The sequence below is a fragment of the uncultured Desulfovibrio sp. genome (assembly GCF_944324505.1).
In the GTDB taxonomy this organism is placed as follows: Bacteria; Desulfobacterota; Desulfovibrionia; order Desulfovibrionales; family Desulfovibrionaceae; genus Desulfovibrio.
Window position 1 is genome coordinate 447,211 of the sequence record NZ_CALUWO010000001.1, and the last position, 15,192, is coordinate 462,402.

Annotated in this window: 18 protein-coding genes; 17 read left to right on the forward strand and 1 reads right to left on the reverse strand. The window is 64.4% G+C overall.

The features are described from left to right. The first annotated feature begins 10 nt into the window (after nucleotides 1-10). The 3 genes from Q0J57_RS02165 (at nucleotide 11) to Q0J57_RS02175 (ending at nucleotide 3,182) form a co-directional block, all read left to right on the forward strand. Nucleotides 11-2,092: a hypothetical protein gene (locus Q0J57_RS02165; RefSeq protein ID WP_297216532.1), complete on the forward strand. Its 2,082-nt coding sequence runs from the start codon at nucleotides 11-13 to the stop codon at nucleotides 2,090-2,092. Nucleotides 2,093-2,154: 62 nt separating this feature from the next. After that, nucleotides 2,155-2,607: a GNAT family N-acetyltransferase gene (locus tag Q0J57_RS02170; RefSeq protein WP_297216535.1), complete on the forward strand. Its 453-nt coding sequence runs from the start codon at nucleotides 2,155-2,157 to the stop codon at nucleotides 2,605-2,607. Further along, a complete protein-coding gene (locus Q0J57_RS02175; RefSeq protein WP_297216538.1) occupies nucleotides 2,607-3,182 on the forward strand; it encodes a hypothetical protein in 576 nt (191 codons plus the stop codon). The genes Q0J57_RS02170 and Q0J57_RS02175 overlap by 1 nt, the downstream gene beginning before the upstream one ends. An 80-nt stretch (nucleotides 3,183-3,262) precedes the next feature. Here Q0J57_RS02175 and tgt read toward each other — a convergent pair whose 3' ends face one another. Continuing rightward, nucleotides 3,263-4,408 (reverse strand): tRNA guanosine(34) transglycosylase Tgt, encoded by a 1,146-nt coding sequence (gene tgt / locus Q0J57_RS02180; RefSeq protein WP_297216541.1) that lies wholly within the window; start codon nucleotides 4,406-4,408, stop codon nucleotides 3,263-3,265. 131 nt (nucleotides 4,409-4,539) lie between these two features. On the opposite strand from tgt, the gene alr reads away from it, so the two are divergent. The 14 genes from alr (at nucleotide 4,540) to Q0J57_RS02250 (ending at nucleotide 15,131) form a co-directional block, all read left to right on the forward strand. Then, on the forward strand, nucleotides 4,540-5,676 hold the full coding sequence (gene alr / locus Q0J57_RS02185) for an alanine racemase (RefSeq protein WP_297216544.1): 1,137 nt from the start codon (nucleotides 4,540-4,542) through the stop codon (nucleotides 5,674-5,676). A gap of 258 nt (nucleotides 5,677-5,934) precedes the next feature. Then, nucleotides 5,935-6,237, forward strand: a complete 303-nt coding sequence (rpsF, locus tag Q0J57_RS02190) for a 30S ribosomal protein S6 (RefSeq protein WP_297216548.1) — start codon at nucleotides 5,935-5,937, stop codon at nucleotides 6,235-6,237. Continuing rightward, complete coding sequence (gene rpsR, locus Q0J57_RS02195; protein ID WP_297216551.1) at nucleotides 6,237-6,500, forward strand: 30S ribosomal protein S18; 264 nt, start codon at nucleotides 6,237-6,239, stop codon at nucleotides 6,498-6,500. The genes rpsF and rpsR overlap by 1 nt, the downstream gene beginning before the upstream one ends. Before the next feature lie 10 nt (nucleotides 6,501-6,510). After that, a complete protein-coding gene (rplI, locus tag Q0J57_RS02200; protein WP_297216553.1) occupies nucleotides 6,511-7,014 on the forward strand; it encodes a 50S ribosomal protein L9 in 504 nt (167 codons plus the stop codon). Nucleotides 7,015-7,021: 7 nt separating this feature from the next. Then, complete coding sequence (gene dnaB / locus Q0J57_RS02205; protein WP_297216556.1) at nucleotides 7,022-8,515, forward strand: replicative DNA helicase; 1,494 nt, start codon at nucleotides 7,022-7,024, stop codon at nucleotides 8,513-8,515. A 611-nt stretch (nucleotides 8,516-9,126) separates the two neighbouring features. Beyond that, nucleotides 9,127-9,393: an RNA-binding protein gene (locus Q0J57_RS02210; protein ID WP_297216559.1), complete on the forward strand. Its 267-nt coding sequence runs from the start codon at nucleotides 9,127-9,129 to the stop codon at nucleotides 9,391-9,393. 67 nt (nucleotides 9,394-9,460) lie between these two features. Continuing rightward, the gene (locus Q0J57_RS02215; RefSeq protein ID WP_297216560.1) at nucleotides 9,461-10,027 is read left to right on the forward strand and encodes a YbhB/YbcL family Raf kinase inhibitor-like protein; all 567 of its coding nucleotides are present in this window, start codon (nucleotides 9,461-9,463) and stop codon (nucleotides 10,025-10,027) included. 148 nt (nucleotides 10,028-10,175) lie between these two features. Then, nucleotides 10,176-10,730: a hypothetical protein gene (locus Q0J57_RS02220; RefSeq protein ID WP_297216563.1), complete on the forward strand. Its 555-nt coding sequence runs from the start codon at nucleotides 10,176-10,178 to the stop codon at nucleotides 10,728-10,730. Nucleotides 10,731-10,848: 118 nt separating this feature from the next. After that, nucleotides 10,849-11,325, forward strand: coding sequence for a winged helix-turn-helix transcriptional regulator (locus tag Q0J57_RS02225; RefSeq protein WP_297216565.1), 477 nt, complete (start codon nucleotides 10,849-10,851; stop codon nucleotides 11,323-11,325). A 9-nt stretch (nucleotides 11,326-11,334) separates the two neighbouring features. Beyond that, nucleotides 11,335-12,609 (forward strand): glutamate-1-semialdehyde 2,1-aminomutase, encoded by a 1,275-nt coding sequence (gene hemL, locus Q0J57_RS02230; RefSeq protein WP_297216568.1) that lies wholly within the window; start codon nucleotides 11,335-11,337, stop codon nucleotides 12,607-12,609. Between the two features lie 290 nt (nucleotides 12,610-12,899). Further along, nucleotides 12,900-13,292, forward strand: coding sequence for a cytochrome c3 family protein (locus tag Q0J57_RS02235; RefSeq protein WP_297216570.1), 393 nt, complete (start codon nucleotides 12,900-12,902; stop codon nucleotides 13,290-13,292). Nucleotides 13,293-13,457: 165 nt separating this feature from the next. Continuing rightward, nucleotides 13,458-13,943, forward strand: a complete 486-nt coding sequence (locus Q0J57_RS02240; RefSeq protein WP_297216572.1) for a hypothetical protein — start codon at nucleotides 13,458-13,460, stop codon at nucleotides 13,941-13,943. 256 nt (nucleotides 13,944-14,199) lie between these two features. Next, nucleotides 14,200-14,370, forward strand: a complete 171-nt coding sequence (locus tag Q0J57_RS02245; protein WP_297216574.1) for a hypothetical protein — start codon at nucleotides 14,200-14,202, stop codon at nucleotides 14,368-14,370. Further along, complete coding sequence (locus Q0J57_RS02250) at nucleotides 14,367-15,131, forward strand: ubiquinone/menaquinone biosynthesis methyltransferase (protein ID WP_297216577.1); 765 nt, start codon at nucleotides 14,367-14,369, stop codon at nucleotides 15,129-15,131. The genes Q0J57_RS02245 and Q0J57_RS02250 overlap by 4 nt, the downstream gene beginning before the upstream one ends. Nucleotides 15,132-15,192: the final 61 nt, after the last annotated feature.

Consider the following 15,192-nt stretch of genomic DNA (forward strand, 5'->3'; position numbering starts at 1 on the left):
AGGACATGCCATGCGAATTGCTCTCCAGAACTTCACAGGCGGTGAAATCGCGCCCATTCTTTCTGCCCGCCACGATCTGGCCCGTTACAGCACCTCTGTCGCCTGTATGGAAAACATGCTCCCCGGCCTGCATGGCGATGTACGGCGCCGCCCCGGGACGCGCTGCCTTGCCGAGCTGGACGGAGAAAGCGTGCTGCTGCCCTTCAGTTTCAGCGCCGACGCCGGACAGAACTTTGTGCTGGTGCTGCACGACCAGGGGCTGCGCGTGGCCACGGCAGAGGGCTTTGATCCCCAGGATTCCGGCACCAGCCTGCCCACGCCCTACCGCCGGGAGGAACTGCTGGACATTTCCTTTGCGCAGGTGGGGGACACGGTCTATCTGGCCCACAGCGCCCATCCTCTGCACAAGCTCATCCGGCAGGACAGCCAGCCGGACGCGGCACAGCCCGCCATCTGCTGTCACGGCTACTGGTGGACACTCGCCGCCGTGCAGCTCAATACCTCCCTGCCGGCACCCGACACACCGTCTGCCAGTTTTTCCGGCTCCACCGGGTCCTATACCCTGCGCTACAAGGTGGCTGCCGTGGACAGCCACGGGGGCCTTTCCCTGGCGTCTGCTCCCGTGGAGGTGGGCAATGCCCGTCACCCCTCGGACTGGGTGCAGGGCAATTGCGTTACCCTGTCCTGGCAGGCGGTACCGGATGCCGTGGAATACAATATCTACCGGGAGGAAGCCGGATACTACGGTTTTATCGGCATCAGCACCGGCACGTCCTTCATCGACAACAACTACGAGGCCGATACGGCCGATACTCCCCGCGAAGACTGGGACCCCTTTGCCGACGGCAACTATCCGGGCGTGGTGGCCTTTCACCAGCAGCGCATGGTGCTGGCAGGCACGCGCAAGACGCCGCAGGCCTTCTATCTTTCCCGCAGCGGCGACTTTGAAAACTTCCGCAAGTCGCGCCCCCTGCAGGATGACGACCCCGTGGAATACCTCATTGCCTCCGGCAGCATCGATGCCATTGCCTGGGCTGCCAGCTTCGGCGATCTGCTGCTGGGCACGTCGGGCAGCGAATACAAGGCCAGCGGTGACGGCGCGCCCATCACGCCGTCCAATGTGAGCATCACGGCCCAGTCCTTCTGGGGCAGCGCGGGTCTTGCGCCCATCATCATCGGCAACTCCATTCTGCATGTGCAGCGCCATGGCGCCCATGTGCGTGATCTCTTCTATTCTCTGGAAAAGGACGGCTATGCGGGCAATGATCTTTCCATCCTTGCCCCGCACCTTTTCGAAGGACACCTGCTGCGCCAGTGGGCCTATCAGCAGACCCCCGGCTCCGTGGTCTGGATCGTGCGGGACGACGGCCTGCTGCTGGCCTTTACCTATATGAAGGAACACGACATCTGGGGCTGGAGCCGGCATCCCACGGACGGCAGGGTGCTTTCGGTCTGCTCCCTTTCCGGCACGGATCATGACGAGCTGTTTCTGGTCACGGAACGGAGCATTGCCGGCAGCACGCGCTATTTCCTCGAGCGGATGGCCACACAGTGGAGCGAGGGAGAAGCCATTGACGAGGCGTTCTTTGTGGACTGCGGCCGCAGCTTCCGGGCCGGGCAGCCCACTGATCACATTACCGGTCTGGAGCATCTGGAAGGGGCGGCCGTGGCCGTGCTGGCCGATGGCAGCCCCGTGGAAGGCTGCGTGGTACAGGATGGCGCCATTCACCTGCCCTACGCTGCCCGCCTTGTCCATGCGGGCCTGCCCTATGTCTCGGTACTGTCCCCCCTGCCCCCGGAAGGCAGCGTGCAGAACGGCAGTACCCTTGGCCGGCGCCGTGCCTACGGGCGATGCACCGTGCGCTTCCATCGCAGTGTGGGCGGCAAATACGGGCCATCCCGCCAGGAACTCTACGACCTGCCCGTGCTGCCGGAACAGTGGGGCAGTGCCTGCGCGCCCTTCAGCGGCGATGTGGACTGTCTGCCCGGCGGTGCGCAGGAGGCAGGCGCCACCCTCTGGCTGGTGCAGGACAGGCCCCTGCCCTTTCATCTGGCCGCCATCGTCCTGGATGTGGACTTTGGCGAGAACTGAGGCCGGCATTGCGCCATACCGGCGATGCCGCTTTCCCAACCCCTTTCGGGAGGCAGCTCTTCATGGAATTTGGTACAGAATGTCTGCAAGACGTGCGGCAGGAGGCCCTGCCGCTGACCCGCGCCCACTGGAACGAGGTGGAAGCCTCCCTGCACGGGCCGGAAGAACAGCCCTTTGATGCGGCACAGTATGCCCGCTGGGAAGCCCTGGGCATGCTGCACATCAGCACGGTACGCACGGCAGGCCGCCTGACGGGCTATGCCGCCTTCACCATCTGCCCCTGCCCCCATCGCCCCGGCAGGCTGCTGGCCGCGCTGGATGGTCTCTACCTTGCGCCGGAGGTCCGTGGCGGTCTTACGGCCCTGCGCCTGCTGCGCCACGCCGAAACAGCCCTGCGCCAGCGCGGGGTGGCGGTCATGCAGTTCAGCTCGCCGGCCTCGCGCCCCTGCCATGCCCTGTACCGGCGCCTGGGGGCACGACATACCGAAAGCATCTGGCACAAGGAGGTACGCTGATGGCCATTGCCAGCAGCACGGCCGCCGTCCTGGGAGCCGCCGTGGCCCTGGCCGGCACGGCCGCAGGCGCCTACGGCGCCATCCGGCAGTCCGAAACGGCCCGGCAACAGCAGGAATACCAGGCCAAACTGGCCCAGCGACAGGCCGGCATTGCGGAAGAAAACGCCCGGCAGGACGAGGCGCAGGCCCGGCAGGCCCGGCAGGACAGCTACGAGGCTGCCGTGCGCAAACGCCAGGAAGCCGCCGGCCTCATCGGCCGGCAGCGAGCCGCTGCCGGCGCCTCCGGCGCGCAGGTGGATGCCGGCAGTCAGCTGGACCTGACCCTGGACACGGCGGAAAAGGGGGCGCTGGATGCCTTTTCCCTGCGGGAACAGGGACTGCGCACGGCCCACAATGCCGAACTGTCCGCCTGGAGCCAGCGCAACAGCGCCCAGGGGGCCGCGTTGCAGGCCGATTACCTGCGCCAGACCAATGAAACGGACTATCTGGGCCTGACCCGGACCCTGCTGGGCAGTACCCAGCGGGCCGGGCGCAATTTTCAGCTGCTTACGGGGCGCGGCCCCACCCTGCGCTGACACGGAAAGACAGCATGCCAACGGGGAGAACAGGCCGGGCCTGTTCTCCCCGTCGTATTTGCGGCAGACGGCCGGAGAGGCTACAGGCCGGAACCTGCCGCCGCCAGTGCCGCCTCGTCGGGATACAGGGCCGTAATGCGGGCCAGGAAATCGGTATAGCGATCTTCCAGAATGGCCTGACGCGCCCCGCGTACCAGGTCGAGGAAATAGGTCAGATTATGCAGGGAATTGAGGCGGAAGGCGAGCAGCTCCTTGCTCACGTAGAGATGCCGCAAATAGGCACGGGAAAAGGTGCGGCAGGTATAACAGGAGCACTGCGGGTCCAGGGGGCCGTCGTCATCGGCAAATTCCCTGCGCTTGATGTTGATCTTGCCCTGCGAGGTATACAGCGTGCCATTGCGGGCATTGCGCGTGGGCAGCACGCAGTCGAACATGTCCACCCCTGCGGCAATGCCGTTGACAATGTCCAGCGGAGTGCCCACGCCCATGAGGTAACGGGGTTTTTCCGCCGGCAGCTGCGGGGCGATGTCATAGAGAAAGTCGTACATGACGGCCTTGGGTTCCCCCACGGACAGCCCGCCGATGGCAAAGCCGTCAAAGTCGTGGGCGCAGAGTTCCTCAATGGACCGCCGGCGCAGGTCCTTGAAGAAGCCCCCCTGCGTGATGGCAAAGAGCAGGTTGTGCGCCGTACCCGCCGGATAGTGGGCGCGGGCGCGCAACGCCCAGCGCGTGGTCAGGGCCGTGGACTTGTCGGTATAGGCATAGTCCGCCCCGTGCGGCACGCATTCGTCCAGCACCATCATGATGTCGGAATTGAGGCTGCGCTGGATGTCCACCACGTTTTCCGGCGTGAAGAGATGGCGGGAACCATCCAGATGGGAGCGGAACTCGGCCCCTTCTTCCCGCAGCTTGCGCAGGGAATTGAGGCTGAAAATCTGAAAGCCGCCGCTGTCCGTGAGAATGGCCCCGGGCCAGGAGGCAAAGCCGTGCAGCCCGCCATGGCGCTCCACCAGCTTATGGCCGGGCCGCAGATAGAGGTGATAGGTATTGCCCAGAATAATGGGCGCGCCCATGGCCGTCAGATCGTCCGGCGCCACGGCCTTCACCGACCCCACCGTGCCCACGGGCATGAAGATGGGCGTGGGAATCTGGCCGTGCGCGGTATGCAGGATGCCCGCACGGGCCGCGCCGTCCGTGTGCTGGATATGCAGAGCGTAGGATGTCATGAGCGGCAGGGTAGCCGCAGGCGGCCCGGGATGCAAGCTGTCCGCCGGCGGGTCTAGACTTTTTCTTGTCTATCGGGGCGCATATTGCTATGTATCTCCCTTACGCCGTCCAGAACGACGCGGAGCTTCGCATGACCTGCATTTTCACCCCGTCCGCCTGTCACATTGACCTTCCCGCCCTGCAACGCAACTTTGCCCGCTGCGGTGATCCCGCCCGCCTGCTGCCTGTCATCAAGTCCGATGCCTACGGGCACGGCATGCTGCCCGTGGCGCGTGCCCTTGACCGCGTGGGCGCCCGCCGCTTTGCCGTTGGTACGGTAAGCGAGGGCATTGCCCTGCGTGACGAGGGCTACCGGCAGCTCATCGTTCCCCTGATGGGAGCCATGTGCGCCAATGAATGGGCACAATCCGCCGATGCCGGCCTCACGCCGGTTCTGACCTGCTTTGAAGACCTGCACAATGCCACCGAGGTCCTGCCCGCCGGTACGGGCAAGACCCTTACCGTGGCCCTCAAGCTGGATACGGGCATGGGGCGCCTGGGCTTTGAGGAAAAGGACATCCCCGTGCTGGTGCGCGCCCTGGACGCCCTGCCGCATATCCGCCCGGTGCTGGCCATCTCGCACATGCCGTCGGCCGACGATCCGGAGGATGCGGCCTTTTCCCTGGCGCAGGTGGAGCGCTTCCGCCGCTGCTGCGAGCCGCTGCGCCAGCGCTGGCCCGATCTCCAGCGCTCGCTGGCCAATACCGCCGCCACCCTGGGCCTGCCCCAGGCACATTTCGAGGTCTGCCGTCCCGGCTTTGCCCTGTACGGGGGCAATCCCTTTGCCGGCGGCCCGTGGGAAGCCCGCGGCGCCGGTCTGGAATGGGTCATGAGCGTGAGCGCCCCGGTCATGCAGGTGCGCGAGCTGCGGGCCGGACAGAGCATTTCCTACGGGCGCACCTTCACCGCCCCCCATGACATGACCGTGGCCGTCCTTGCCTGCGGCTATGCCACGGCCTATCCCCGCGCCCTGTCCAACCGGGCCGATGTGCTGCTGCACGGACGGCGCGCCCGCGTGGTGGGCCGCGTCTGCATGAGCATGATGATGGCCGATGTAAGCCACATCCCCGAAGTGAAGCGCGGCGATTCGGCCTGGCTTGTGGGTGGCGAGGCCGCAGACGGACAGACCCCCGTCACTGTGGAAGAACTGGCCCGTCTGGCGGACATCCTGCCCTACGAGCTGCTCTGCCTGCTGGGCGAGGTCAATCAGCGCCTCTATGTCATCTGATCCCCGCCGTCAGCGGCGCAGCCTCCCTGCTAGGGCAGAAAACGGCACCGGGACGGCCCCGGCCGTGCGCGTTTCCCGCGCTCCGCTGCGGCTGCCCGACCCCTGCGGGCAAAACGTCTGCAAGCACACCGTCGGCTTCCGGCGCTGCCCCCGTCGGCTGCGGGCAAAGCTCTTGACAGGCCCGCGGCCCGTCGCTATACAAACTGTTCCTTGCTCGCATCCCAGGGTGCGGGCTGCCAAGTCCAAAAGGAGATAACCATGCGGAAATTCGAAACCCTGCTCCTCCTTTCGCCGGAGCTTTCCGCCGAAAACCGTGAGGGCATCCTCAGCGCCCTCACCGCTGTGGTGGAACGCGAAAAAGGCGTCATGGAAGAAGTGGACCACTGGGGCATGCGCGATCTGGCCTACCCCGTGCGCAAGCAGATGCGCGGCTACTATGTGCGTCTGGTGTACAATGCTCCTGCCCCGCTCGTGGCGGAACTGGAGCGCAATATCCGTATCACCGACGGCATCTTCAAGTTCGTGACCGTCAAGCTGGCTGATGAAGTGGAGGTTGCGTAATGGCTTTCAAGAAAAAGTTTGCCCCCCGCCGCAAGTTCTGCCGCTTCTGCGCGGACAAGGATCTGCCCCTGAACTACAAGCGCCCCGACATCCTGCGCGACTTCATCACCGAACGCGGCAAGATCATTGCCCGCCGCATCACCGGTACCTGCGCGCATCATCAGCGTCTGCTGACCACCGAAATCAAGCGTGCCCGTCAGATGGCCCTGCTCATCTACACCGCCACCCATGATTCCGGCGTCAAGAAAAAGAGCATGATCTAAGGAGGCGCATATGAAACTGATTCTTCGCGCCGACGTGGAAAATCTCGGCAATCTTGGCGACGTGGTCAACGTGAAGCCCGGCTATGGCCGCAACTATCTGCTGCCCCAGGGCCTGGCCATGGTGGCTTCCGAAGCCAACCTCAAGGTCTTTGAACTGGAACGCAAGAAGCTCCAGGCCCGTATGGATGCCCTGCGTGCCGATGCCCAGTCTCTTTGTGAACGTCTGGAAGCCCTCGACGTGGTCATTGCCATGCACGTGGGTGAAAACGACAAGCTGTACGGCTCCGTGACCACGGCCCTCATCGGCGATGCCTTTGCCGCCCTGGGCGTGGACGTGGACCGCCGCCGCATCCTGCTGGATGCCCCCATCCGCACCCTTGGCGAACATCCCGTGCGCGTGCGCCTGCATGCCGACATCATCGCCACCGTGCCCGTGAAGGTGGTGTCCGACAAGGTTGAAGAAGCCCCCGCCGAAGCGCCTGCTGAAGAAGCTGCCGCCGAAGCCGCCGAATAAGGTGCGCATGGCTTCCCCATCCGCCACGAACGCCGCCTCCGGCCGCAAGGCCGGGGGCGGCGCCTCTTTTTCCGCCGCTCCGGGCCGGAACACGGCCGATGCGGCCCGCAGCGCCGAAAACGACCTGCTGCGCCGGGTTCCTCCCCACAGTGTGGAAGCCGAGCAGGCCGTTCTCAGCGGCGTGCTCATGCGGCCCGATGTGCTGCACATCATGGTGGACATGCTCCGGGAGGAGGACTTCTACCTGCCCTCGCATGCAGCCATCTTCCGGGCCATCCTGGACCTGTACCGCAAAAACGCCCCCATCGATCTGGTAACCCTGGCCGAGCAGCTGCGCAACCGCAACGAGCTGGAAGAAGCCGGCGGCGCCGTTTACCTCGGCGAACTGGCGCAGGCCGTGGTTTCCGGCGCCAATGCCGAATACTATGCCACCATCGTGCGCGACAAGGCCCTGCAACGGCAGCTCATCACGGCCTGTTCGGGCATCATCGGCAACTGTTATGATGCCTCGCGCGATGTGACCGCCCTGCTGGATGAATCGGAGCAGGCCGTCTTTGCCATATCGCAGCGCACCACGGGGCGGGATTTTTCCCATTCCTCCGATCTGGTGGCGCGCGTTTTCGACAATCTGTCGCGCATGGCCGGCACGCAGGACCTCATCACCGGCGTCACCACCGGCTATTCCCGCCTGGACAAGCTCACCGCCGGCCTGCAACGCTCGGACCTCATCATCGTGGCGGCCCGCCCCAGCATGGGCAAAACCGCCTTTGCCATGTGCATGGCGCTGCATGCGGCCATCCGCCAGGGGGTGCCCGTGGGCATCTTTTCCCTGGAAATGAGCAAGGAACAGCTGGTGCAGCGCATGCTGGCCGTCTGGGGCAAGGTGGACGTATCCAAGATGCGCCGCCCGGCCCTGCTCACGGATGAGGAATGGGCCAATCTTTCCCAGGCGGCTGATGTCATTTCCAATGCGCCCATTTATATTGATGACACGCCCGCCCTCTCCACCCTGGAACTGCGCTCCCGTGCACGCCGGCTCAAGAGCGAAAAGGGCCTGGGGCTTGTGGTGGTGGACTATCTGCAACTCATGCGCGCCGGCAGGCGTGTGGATTCGCGCGAACTGGAAATCTCGGAAATTTCCCGCGCCCTCAAGAGCCTGGCCAAGGAAATGGACGTGCCTGTGGTGGCCCTTTCCCAGCTCAACCGCAAGGTGGAAGAACGCTCGGACAAGCGGCCCATGCTGTCTGACCTGCGCGAATCCGGCGCCATCGAGCAGGATGCCGACGTCATCATGTTTGTCTACCGGGACGATGTCTACCGGTACAGCAAGCCGGCCGAGCGCCCCACCAAGGGCGTGGCCGAAATCATCATCGGCAAGCAGCGCAACGGGCCTGTGGGTGTGGCCGAACTCATGTACATTTCTCCCTACACCTCCTTTGAGGACATGGCGCCGGACTGGATGCCGCCGCCCTCCGAAACGGCCGCCGGCCAGACGCCGTAACGCCCCCATCCGGCAGCCCAGCGAAGCAGGCGGCCGCACGTCGGCACACGCCCTGCGGCACCCGGTCTGCCATATGCAATAACGCCCCGCAGCCGCACGGCCTGCGGGGCGCTCTGCGTTTCCCTGCCTGCTGGCGGCTTCCCCCTGCCATGCACACCGGCGCACGGGCGGCAGGCACGCGCAGCCCTCGTCTCGTCCCCCATACCTGCCCCTCAGTACGCACACAGCACACCCGGCGGCTGCCCGGCACGCCCGCCCGTTTCCAGCCGCTGGGGCCAGCTATAGCCCACTGCGGCAAAAACCACAGAAAACCGTGCATCTTTTCCCACAGAATTTTGTCACAAAAAAACTGCTTGAACGCTCAAACGATTTTTTATTTATCCTATTGAAAAATATTGTAATTTTGAGATACAGGCAAAATGCCGCCCGCATTTTTCCTCACCGGTCCGTCCAAAAGGCACATCAGGGGGCCGTTTTCGGCCGGCGCAGCCCAAACGCCGCGTTGACAAGCCGCGCAAAGCATGCTTTTGTCCAAACAACGGCCGCGTGCCGGCAATGGGTTTTGCTGGGGTGAGCGCGGTATGACTGTTTTTTTGAGAGGGTGTTTCTTCATGTCCAAGTCCATTTATGTCGGGAATCTTCCCTGGTCGTCCACCGAAGAACAGGTCCGTGACCTCTTCGCCGAATACGGTAATGTCCTTTCCGTGAAGCTGGTCAACGATCGTGAAACCGGTCGTGCCCGTGGCTTCGGCTTTGTCGAGATGGATGATGCCGATGCTGCGGCCGCCATCGAAGCGCTGGACAATCAGAACTTCGGCGGACGCACGCTGCGCGTCAATGAAGCCAAGCCGCGTGCGCCCCGTCCTCCCCGCTACTAAGGCGTAAGGACAGCCCCGGGGATGCCTCCGGGGTATTTTTTCACAGAACAAAACAGAGTAAAACACTATGAAATCATACCACATCCTGTCCCGGACCGTTCTGGCCCTTACCCTTGTTCTTGCCCTTGCCGCCCCGGCTGCCGCCGGCGGCACCTTCACCCTGTCCAGTCCGCAGCTCAAAAACGGCGGCACCATGGGTCTGGATCAGGTCTTCAATGCCTTTGGCTGCACCGGCAAAAACATCTCGCCGGAACTGGTCTGGAGCAATCCGCCCGCCGGCACCAAGAGCTTTGCCCTGACCATCTATGACCCGGATGCGCCCACGGGCAGCGGCTGGTGGCACTGGGTGGTTTCCGACATTCCGGCCAGCGCGCGTTCCCTGAGCCTTGATGCCAGCGCCCGCAAGGCCCTGCCCGCCGGCAGCGTGGAATCCCTCACCGACTTCGGCACGCCCGGCTACGGCGGCGCCTGCCCGCCCCCCGGCGACAAGCCGCACCGCTACATCATCACCCTCTATGCCCTGAGCGTGGACCATCTTGGCATCACGCCCCAAACCCTGCCCGCCATGGCCGGCTTTTCCCGCTACGGCAAGGTGCTGGGCACGGCCAGCCTGGAGGTCACCTACAGCCGCTAGGCGCACGTTCTGCTGCTTGAGGGCTTCCGCCTGTTTTGGGGGCGGAAGCCCTTGTGCCCCGGCGGGATGCCTTGCCGTCATGGACGATTTCTGCCATGATATAGGCCGTCACTACCGCCCGACAGGGCGCAACTCTGCAGGAGGCATTATGCTCGACCCCAAACAATGTGTGCTCTACAGCGGCGGTGCTGCCGGAACGGAGCAGTTTTTCGGGGCACTGGCGGAAAGCTGGGGCGTCGAAGAGGTCAATTACAGCTTTGAAGGCCATCAGATGGAACGCAGCCGCGGTGTGCGTGTGCTCACCAGCGAGGAACTGGCCCTCAAGGATGTGAGCCTGAGCTATGTGTCCAAACTGATGAATCGCGAATATACGCGCGCCCCCCTGTTCCGCAAGGTGCTCCAGTCCATCTGCTGGCAGGTGAGCAGCGGTAACCAGATCATCGTTGTGGGCGCCATTCAGCCCGATGACACCGTCAAGGGCGGCACGGGCTGGGGAGCGGAATTTGCCAAAATCTGCAACAAACCGCTCATTGTCTTTGACCAGCCCCGCGACGGCTGGTTCCTCTGGGAAAAGGATGCCTGGGTGCCGGTGACCGATCCGGTCATCGAATATCCGCACTTTGCCGCCACGGGCACGCGCTTCCTGGAAGCCAACGGCCGCCAGGCCATTCAGGAGCTGTTTGCCCGCTCCATCAGCCGCTAGCGCCACGCCTTTGGAAGGCTCCGCGCCGCTGATTTCCGTCTTCACGCCGCGCCGGTCATCCGTCCGGCGCGGCATTTCATTCCGCAGCCAGCACGGCAGCGCCCGTGCAAGGAGTCCCATGAGCCGCAACTTCAACGAAACGGAACGAGCCATACTTCGCATCGTACAGGCAGACCTGCCCGACAGCCTCACCCCCTATGCCGACATTGCCGCACAGACCGGCAGCAGCGAGAACGACGTGCTCGCCCTGCTCCAGCAGCTCAAGGACGAGGGCGCCATCCGCCGTTTCGGGGCCAGCATCAAGCACCAGCGTACCGGCTGGAACCACAATGCCATGGTGGCCTGGAAGGTGGAGGAGGACAAGGTGGAGGAATGCGGCAGCATTGCCGCCAAAAACGCGCATATTTCCCACGCCTACTACCGTCCCAGCCCGGCAGAGGACTGGCCCTATACCTTCTATACCATGATTCACGGCCGCAGCGACCAGGAATGCCTGGACGTGGTGGACCAGATGGCCGCCAGCGCTCCGCTGGGTGAGCACATCATCCTCAGGAGCCTCAAGGAACTCAAAAAAATCTCCATGACCTACTTTTAAGGAGCCGCAATGGACAACAGCACCTCCCGCCATCTTTTTGACAAGGCCTGCGCCGTCATTCCCGGCGGGGTCAACAGCCCCGTGCGCGCCTGCCACAATGTGGACAGCCTGCCCCTTTTCATTGCCGAAGCCCACGGCTGCCACATCCGCGATGTGGACGGCAATGACTTTGTGGACTTTGTCCTCTCGTGGGGCCCCATGATTCTGGGCCACGATCACCCGGCCGTCACGGCTGCCGTGCGCGAGGCCGCCGGACGTGGCACCAGCTACGGTGCTCCCTGCCCCGACGAGGTGACCCTGGCCGAGGAAGTGGTGGCCGACATGCCCAGCCTGGAAATGGTGCGCATGGTCAATTCCGGCACAGAGGCCACCATGAGCGCCCTGCGCCTGGCCCGGGGCGTCACCGGCCGGGACAAGGTGCTCAAGTTCATCGGCTGCTATCACGGCCATGCCGATCCCTTCCTGGCCGCTGCCGGTTCCGGCATAGCCACCTTCTCCATTCCCGGCACGCCCGGCGTGCCCGCCGCCGTGGTGGCCGACACCCTGCTGGCCCCCTACAATGATCTTGCTGCCGTGGAAGCCCTCTTTGCCGAATACGGCAAGGACATTGCCGCCGTGATTGTGGAACCCGTGGCCGCCAATATGGGCCTTGTGCTGCCCGTGCCCGGATTTCTGGAAGGCCTGCGCAACCTGACCCGCCAGCACGGCAGCCTGCTCATCTTTGACGAGGTCATTACCGGCTTCCGCGTGGCCTTCGGTGGTGCCCAGGCCCGCTTCGGCATTGATGCCGACCTTACCACCTTCGGCAAGATCATCGGTGGCGGTCTGCCCGTGGGTGCCTTTGGCGGCAAACGCACCTATATGGAACACGTGGCCCCGCGCGGCGAGGTCTATCAGGCCGGCACCCTTTCCGGCAACCCTCTGGCCATGGCCGCCGGCATTGCCACGGTGCGCGAACTGCGCCGGCAGGACTATGCGGCCCTGGAAGCCCGCACCGCGGCCTTTGCCGGAGAACTGGCCGCCATTCTGGCCGCCAAGGGGGTTCCCATTCAGGTGCCCACCATTGCCTCCATGTTCTGCCCCTACTTCAGCGAAACGCCCGTGCGCAACTTTGCCCAGGCCAAGGCCTGCGATCAGAAGCTCTTTACCACCTTCTACCAGCAGATGCGCCAGCAGGGCATCTATCTTGCGCCGTCGGGCTTTGAAACCGGCATGGTCTCCTTTGCCCATACCGACGACGACTTCAGCAAGGCCCTGGACGCCGCCCGCAAGGTGACGTTTTAGGGAAACGCCCCATCACCGGGGGCGGGCTTCCATCCGATGCCCCGCCCCCGGCATCCCGGCCCGCATTTTCCAGGGCTTTCCCCGGGTATCTCCTCCCCCGCAGGTCTCTTCCGCCTTCCCTCCGGCAGTGCCGCTGCCCCGCCTTTCCGCATATCCGAGGACAACAGTGTGTTGCGCATACGCATTGACACACTTTGCCCGCTGGCGTAAATTTTTCTATGAACCACTTCTGGTAAGGGTGCGCCTGTGGAGGTCGCCCGTGGTGATGCAAACTGAAGAGGAGAGTGTTTATGAAGTTCGCGTGTATTCCGGCCGCTCTGCTGGCGCTGGCCCTTGCCTCGCCGGCCTTTGCCGCCCCTGCCGTTCCCGCTGACGGCCTGGATATGGTGGGTTCCAACCCCAAGAAGACGGTGAAGTTCAACCACAGCACCCACAAGACGGTGGAATGCGTGGTCTGCCACCATCCCGTGGACGGCAAGGAAAACTTCGGCAAGTGCGCCACCGCCGGCTGCCATGACGACCTGCAGGGCAAGAAGGGCACCAAGAGCCTGTACTATGTGGTGCACAGCAAGAAGGACGTGAAGCATCAGTCCTGCCTGCAGTGCCACACCAAGATGGCCACCGAAAAGCCCGAAATGAAGAAGGAGCTGACCGGCTGCGCCAAGTCCAAGTGCCATCCGTAGGCCACTCCCCGGCCCATCCAGCCGCGACTCCGGTCGCGGCTTTTTTTTATGCCCGCCGGCACAGGAGCCGCCCCGTTTGCCTTTCCACCGTGAACCTGCTACCGTGCTTCACGTTTCCGGGCAGCATTGCCCGCTGTTTCAGAGTCCCCAACCGCGAGGCTGTTCATGACACCGGAAAATGACACCATCATTGACCTGACGGACCTTATCGAACAGGGGACAGCTTCCGCCACGCCGACGCCTTCCGGGGCACCGGCAGACCCGGCGCAGACGCCCCCGTCACGGTCCCGTGCGGTGGTGCTGCACGATCCCGCCCTGAACGCCCAGCTGCCCGCACCGGCACCGTCCGGTGCAACTGCTCCCTTGCCGGCAGCCGGCACCGCGCCAGAAAGCGCAGACGCCCCCCGCCCCCCTGCCGATCCGCAGGATTCCCCCGCGGCCCCTGCCCTTCCGCCGGAACTGGCGGACAGGCTGGCCAGTCTGGAAAAGACCTGCCGGACCCTGCAACAGCAGCTGGACGCCCTGAGCCGGCGCCTGGATACCCTGATGGCCGAAGAACATATTGAAAAGGCCGCCGCGGCCGCCACGGCCCGCATCCTGCGCGAGGAACTCCGTCAGCTGATGCCGGAAGAAACGGACCGTCAGGGCTGAGGGGCAGCGCACGGCGGGCCGCCCGGGCCGTTTTGCCTGCCGGGCAGCGGCAGCGGGGGGCAGCTTTCAACCTTGCCAATCAGACGCGGAGCGCATAAAATAACTCTTCCCGACGCCGGGGGTACCTGCGTCGGCACATTTTTTCAAAAAAGGGGCGGGGGCTGACCGTTTTCGTTCCTTTCCCGTCCGGCACGTACCCGCTGTGGGTCACGACCATTCCCCAGGGACGGGTTTTGCCTTTTTCAGCGAGGACGCCATGGACAAGGACAGCAAGGAAGCCTTGCAGGTCGCCAAGGAACTGACGGCCAAATTCATTGAAACGCGCACGGTGTCTCCCGGCAATTTTGCGGAAATCTTTCCCGCTGTCTTCCGCGTGGTGCATGAGACCATCCGCGCCTGCCCGCAGGAAAGGGAGGACAGGGCATGAACGTCAGACATCACGACGCCGCCGTGGCCGGCATGTTCGGCCGCATTGCGGGCGTCTATGATCTGGGAAATCATCTGCTGAGCTGCGGCATAGACCTCTACTGGCGCCGCGTGCTGGCCGATACCGTGCGGCCTGGTCCCACGGGGCGGGTGCTGGACCTGGCTGCCGGCACGCTGGACGTTTCGCTGGCCATCCGCCGCCGCTGGCCGCAGGTGACCGTGCCGGCCATGGACTTCTGCCCGCCCATGCTGCGCAAGGGCCTGCCCAAGCTGCGCCGGCCGGAAGGCGCACATATCCTGCCCGTGGCGGCCGATGCCAAACGCCTGCCGCTGCCCGATGCCTCCGTGGACTGCGTGACCATGGCCTTTGGCATCCGCAACATCACGCCGCGCCAGGACGCCTTTGCCGAAATGCTGCGCGTGCTGGTTCCCGGCGGACGGGTGTGCATCCTGGAATTCGGTTCCGGCGAGGAACGCATCTGGGGGGGACTGTACAACTGGTATCTGAACAAAGTACTGCCGCGCATCGGGCGGCTCTGTTCCGGCGATGACGCGGCTTATGCCTATCTGGCCGAAACCATCCGCGCCTTTCCACGCGCTGCGGTGCTGGAACAGGAACTGCGTGACGCCGGCTTTGCCCGCGCCTGGTACCGCCGGCTCACGTCGGGGATCGTCTGCCTGCATGTGGCGGAAAAAGCCCGCTACGTGGCCACGCCTGTCCCCAGCAGGCCCCGCGTCGCGGACTCCGACGGACAATCGTAAGACGCGCGCCACCTTCTGGAGGACGGCCGCGGCCGTCCTCGCCCCCGAGCAGGCCGGGCAG

Coding starts and splice junctions, on each gene's coding strand:
- Q0J57_RS02165 (WP_297216532.1), top strand. CDS start 11: ATGCGAATTGCTCTCCAGAACTTCACAGGCGGTGAAATCGCGCCCATT.
- Q0J57_RS02170 (WP_297216535.1), top strand. CDS start 2,155: ATGGAATTTGGTACAGAATGTCTGCAAGACGTGCGGCAGGAGGCCCTG.
- Q0J57_RS02175 (WP_297216538.1), top strand. CDS start 2,607: ATGGCCATTGCCAGCAGCACGGCCGCCGTCCTGGGAGCCGCCGTGGCC.
- tgt (WP_297216541.1), bottom strand. CDS start 4,408: ATGACATCCTACGCTCTGCATATCCAGCACACGGACGGCGCGGCCCGT.
- alr (WP_297216544.1), top strand. CDS start 4,540: ATGACCTGCATTTTCACCCCGTCCGCCTGTCACATTGACCTTCCCGCC.
- rpsF (WP_297216548.1), top strand. CDS start 5,935: ATGCGGAAATTCGAAACCCTGCTCCTCCTTTCGCCGGAGCTTTCCGCC.
- rpsR (WP_297216551.1), top strand. CDS start 6,237: ATGGCTTTCAAGAAAAAGTTTGCCCCCCGCCGCAAGTTCTGCCGCTTC.
- rplI (WP_297216553.1), top strand. CDS start 6,511: ATGAAACTGATTCTTCGCGCCGACGTGGAAAATCTCGGCAATCTTGGC.
- dnaB (WP_297216556.1), top strand. CDS start 7,022: ATGGCTTCCCCATCCGCCACGAACGCCGCCTCCGGCCGCAAGGCCGGG.
- Q0J57_RS02210 (WP_297216559.1), top strand. CDS start 9,127: ATGTCCAAGTCCATTTATGTCGGGAATCTTCCCTGGTCGTCCACCGAA.
- Q0J57_RS02215 (WP_297216560.1), top strand. CDS start 9,461: ATGAAATCATACCACATCCTGTCCCGGACCGTTCTGGCCCTTACCCTT.
- Q0J57_RS02220 (WP_297216563.1), top strand. CDS start 10,176: ATGCTCGACCCCAAACAATGTGTGCTCTACAGCGGCGGTGCTGCCGGA.
- Q0J57_RS02225 (WP_297216565.1), top strand. CDS start 10,849: ATGAGCCGCAACTTCAACGAAACGGAACGAGCCATACTTCGCATCGTA.
- hemL (WP_297216568.1), top strand. CDS start 11,335: ATGGACAACAGCACCTCCCGCCATCTTTTTGACAAGGCCTGCGCCGTC.
- Q0J57_RS02235 (WP_297216570.1), top strand. CDS start 12,900: ATGAAGTTCGCGTGTATTCCGGCCGCTCTGCTGGCGCTGGCCCTTGCC.
- Q0J57_RS02240 (WP_297216572.1), top strand. CDS start 13,458: ATGACACCGGAAAATGACACCATCATTGACCTGACGGACCTTATCGAA.
- Q0J57_RS02245 (WP_297216574.1), top strand. CDS start 14,200: ATGGACAAGGACAGCAAGGAAGCCTTGCAGGTCGCCAAGGAACTGACG.
- Q0J57_RS02250 (WP_297216577.1), top strand. CDS start 14,367: ATGAACGTCAGACATCACGACGCCGCCGTGGCCGGCATGTTCGGCCGC.